5 protein-coding genes are annotated in these 3,844 nt (G+C 71.8%); 2 read left to right on the top strand and 3 right to left on the bottom strand.

Going from position 1 to position 3,844, the window contains the following annotated elements:
• Nucleotides 1-100: 100 nt before the first annotated feature.
• The 3 genes from DC432_RS15910 to DC432_RS15900 form a co-directional block, all read right to left on the bottom strand.
• Nucleotides 101-634, bottom strand: coding sequence for an FMN-binding protein (locus tag DC432_RS15910; protein ID WP_116538664.1), 534 nt, complete (start codon nucleotides 632-634; stop codon nucleotides 101-103).
• Between the two features lie 10 nt (nucleotides 635-644).
• A complete protein-coding gene (locus DC432_RS15905) occupies nucleotides 645-2,072 on the bottom strand; it encodes a ferredoxin reductase family protein (RefSeq protein WP_116538663.1) in 1,428 nt (475 codons plus the stop codon).
• 130 nt (nucleotides 2,073-2,202) lie between these two features.
• Nucleotides 2,203-3,030: an SDR family NAD(P)-dependent oxidoreductase gene (locus DC432_RS15900; protein ID WP_108319267.1), complete on the bottom strand. Its 828-nt coding sequence runs from the start codon at nucleotides 3,028-3,030 to the stop codon at nucleotides 2,203-2,205.
• Between the two features lie 188 nt (nucleotides 3,031-3,218).
• Here DC432_RS15900 and msrB point away from each other — a divergent pair, with 188 nt between their 5' ends.
• Together msrB and DC432_RS15890 are read left to right on the top strand one after the other, a co-directional pair.
• Complete coding sequence (msrB, locus tag DC432_RS15895) at nucleotides 3,219-3,677, top strand: peptide-methionine (R)-S-oxide reductase MsrB (protein ID WP_116538662.1); 459 nt, start codon at nucleotides 3,219-3,221, stop codon at nucleotides 3,675-3,677.
• A gap of 44 nt (nucleotides 3,678-3,721) precedes the next feature.
• Nucleotides 3,722-3,844, top strand: a 123-nt coding sequence (locus tag DC432_RS15890) for a peptide-methionine (S)-S-oxide reductase (protein WP_207770854.1), incomplete at its 3' end; no start/stop codon positions are given.

Here is a 3,844-nt window from a genome sequence, read left to right as displayed (position 1 = left end):
GCGACGGCCTCGCCCACGTCGCCGTCGCGGCGCACGGCGGCGATGAGCGTGATCGAGGCGACCGTCCCCATGACCTCGGCCGTGACCGTGACGGCCGGGCTCACGAGCGGGCCTGGTCGAGGGCGGACTGCAGCGAGGTGCGGTACCCGGTGCTGGTGTAGGTGGCACCCGAGACCATGTCGACCTGCGCGCTCTGCGCCGTCATCGTCTGCTGCACCAGGATCGGCAGCGCGCGCGAGTTGATCTGCTGGTCGCGCCCGCTCTCGGAGGGGTACTGCGGGACCTGCACGTCGGTGATGGTCCCGCCCGACACCGTGATGCGCACCTGGACGGGACCGTAGCGGGTGTTCGCCGCCTGGCCCGTCCAGGTTCCGTCGGCGAGGCCGCTCGACGACGAGGGCGTGGCGGACGGCACCGCCGGCGCGGCCGACGCCGAGGACGACGCTGCGGACGACGGAGAGGGCGAGGCGGATGCCGACGGGGTGCCCGTCGTCGGGGCCGCGACCGCGGCACCGCCCGCCGTCGGGGCGTCGGCGAGCGCACTCGCGGGTTCGGGCTCGAGCGAGGTGCGGTAGCTGAACAGCAGCACGAGTCCGGTGACGGTGGCCATCAGGGCGTAGACGATTCTCTTCATCGGGTGCTCCTCAGACGGTGAAGGCTTCGAGGTGGATGCGCTCGGCGGGGACCCCGGCGCGGCGCAGGTCGGCGCGGACGGCGGCCATCCACGGGGGCGGACCGCACAGGAACACGTCGGTGTCGGCGGGGCGCGGCGTCACGTAACGGATGAGGTCGGGACCCGTCCACTCCGCGTGCGAGAGCGGCAGCCACGGTGACGCGGTCCGCGCCCGCGGTCCGAGGAGCGCCGCGTGGCGCAGGCCCCGCTCGCGCACGAGACGGGTGATCGCGTCCGTACGCAGGGCGTCGGCCTCGGCGTGGTCGCGCACGAGCAGCGTCGCTTCCTCCGGCGCCCATTCGGCATCCTCGAGCACCGACACGAGGGGGGCGACCCCCGCCCCGGCCCCGATCATCAGCAGGTGTCCGCCGCGGCGCTCGTCGGCGGTCATCGTGCCGTAGGGACCCTCGATCAGCACGCGCGTGCCGGGACGCAACGCGGCGAGGCGGTGCGTGCCGTCGCCCACGATCCGGGCCGAGATGACGAGCTCTCCCCCGGCCGGGTCGGCGGCGAGCGAGAACGGGTGCCCGCGGGTCCAGCCCGGCCCGTCGAGGAACCGCCACACGAAGAACTGCCCCCCGCGCGCGTGCAGCCTCTCGAGCCGTCGCCCGGTCATGCGGACCGAGACGCCGCTGCGCCCGTCGGGCACGACGGCGCTCACACGGATGCCGTGCCGCAGCGACCTCGCCAGCGGCATCCCCAGCCGGAAGACGAGCACCGCGGCCACGGTCGCGCCCCACATCGCCCACCAGTACGTCGTGGCGGCCGGGGAGGAGACGAAGTCGGCACCCGTCCACAGCATGTGCGGGATGGCGAGACCCACGCCCAGATAGCCGTAGAGGTGCAGCAAATGCCACGACTCGTACCGCAGACGCCGCCGAGCCTTGCGCACCGAGGTGACGACGACCATCAGCAGCAGGCCGGTGCCCGCGGTCGCCAACAGCATGCCGGGGTAGTCCCAGACGAACTCCCACACCTGCACGACCGGATTCGCACCCGCGTCGATCGCGTAGCCGAGGACCTGCAGGACGATGTGAGCGATGAACAGGGCGAAGGACCAGAACCCGACGATCCGGTGCATGCGGGTGATGCCGTCGCGCCCGAACCCCCGCTCGAACAGCGGCACGCGCGCCATGAGCAGCACTTGATAGAAGAGCAGGTTCGCGGATGCCAGCCCCGCGGCGCGGCCGAGGGCGTTGAGCGTATCCGCTCCCCCGGCCCGCAGCGCCTGTGCTTCACCGCCGGCGAGCCACACGGCCACGACGACCAGGCTCGTGGCCCAGACCACGACGATCGCGGCGAGGTTCCACAGGGGCCGGGTCGAGGTGACGCGGCGCGGCACGCGACGCGCGCCGCGGTGGACGAGGGGCGGTTCGGCGAGGGCGGGGGCTGCGGTCATGCGCTCAGCGTGCCCGCGCGCCCCCTAGACGACTCCAAGAAAAGGCGGTGCCGGGCCAACGCATAGCGAATGCCGAGCGGGAACCTGGGCGGCGCTGCCCCACACCCGGGGCCCGAGCGACCGCCCCGGGTCAGTCGTCCAGGCCCACGAGGGCCGCGCTCCGCTCCCACAGCACCTTCGACACCGCCGGATCGTCGGCCAGGCGGTTGGTCTTGGCGGGCTTGTTGTTGGCGTAGAAACCGCCCGGCTGCCAGTCGACGCCCGGCTTGCCCAGCGCGAGCCAGGTCAGGCGCGCCCCGCCCACCGAGGTCGAGGTCATGAGCTGCTGCGCGAGCGGACCGCCGTACAGGAACTTCCACGGCCCGTTGCTCGAGGAGCCGAAGTTCGAGGCGATCACACCGGGGTGGAAGGCGACCGCCGACAGCCCCTCGTCGCCGAACCGGCGGTGGAGCTCCTTGGTGAACAGGACGTTGGCGAGCTTGGCGTTGCCGTACGCCGCCGTCGACGAGTACCGACGCTCGCCCTGCAGGTCGTCGAGATCGAACCGCGGGAAGAGCTTCGCCGCGGCGCTCGAGGTCTGGATGACCGAGGCCCCCGAGGCGAGCAGCCGCTCGCGCAGCAGGTTGGTGAGCAGGAACGGGGCGAGGTGGTTGACCTGGAAGGTCGTCTCGTACCCGTCCGCGGTCAGAGTGCGCTCGCCGAACACGCCGCCGGCGTTGTTGGCCAGCACGTCGATGCGCGGGTACTTCTCGAGCAGGGATGCCGCGAGCTCGCGCACCTGCGACAGGTCGCTGAAGTCGGCGACGAAGGAGTCCACCCCGAGGGTGCGCGCGACGCGCGCCGTCTTGTCGGGGTTGCGACCGACCACCACCACCTCTTCGCCCAGCTGGGCGAGCTGCTTCGCGGATGCGGCGCCGATGCCGTCGCTGGCGCCGGTGATGACGATGGTGCGGGTCATGGAAACCTCCAGGTCGAGTACCCCCACGCTAATCGCGCCGTCCGACACCGCGGCGGGGGTTGCCCCCGGCATCCCGGACTCCCCCGAACTCACAGGCCGCTCCCAGCCCCGCGGGACCAAAACGGGGCGGACCGACGTTCTCTTCTGTGACGGCCGCCACAGGTCGTCATGACGAGAGGACACCAACCGTGAGCACGGAGTACCGGAAGACGTCGCAGGCCCTCAGCCGCCTGACGGACCGCCAGTTCGCCGTCACGCAGGACGACGCGACCGAGCCGCCGTTCCGCAACGAGTACTGGGACAACCACGAGGACGGCATCTACGTCGACGTCGTGTCGGGGCAGCCCCTGTTCAGCTCGACCGACAAGTTCGAGAGCGGCTCGGGCTGGCCGAGCTTCACCAAGCCCATCGACGACGCCGCCGTCGTCGAGAAGAAGGACCGGACCCTGTGGATGACGCGCACCGAGGTGCGCTCGTCGGGCGCCGACAGCCACCTGGGTCACGTCTTCGACGACGGCCCCCGCCAGGCCGGCGGACTGAGATACTGCATGAACTCGGCCGCGCTGCGCTTCGTGCCGGTCGCCGACCTCGAGTTCGAGGGCTACGGCGCCTTCCTCGCGCTGTTCCGCGAGAGCCGGGCCTCATGAACCTCTTCTCCCTCTTCACCCGTGACCGCAAAAGGAGCGACACCATGACCAGCGGACCTTCCGACACCGGCGAGATCACCCGCCGTCCCGGCACCGAGACCGCCGTCCTCGCGGGCGGCTGCTTCTGGGGTGTCGAGGACCTGATCCGCCGCCAGCCCGGCGTGCTC

This window comes from Microbacterium testaceum (genome assembly GCF_003075375.1).
In the GTDB taxonomy this organism is placed as follows: domain Bacteria; phylum Actinomycetota; class Actinomycetes; order Actinomycetales; family Microbacteriaceae; genus Microbacterium; species Microbacterium testaceum_E.
The sequence above is the reverse complement of the archived record's forward strand: the minus strand, read 5'-3'. Positions and strand labels throughout refer to the sequence as shown.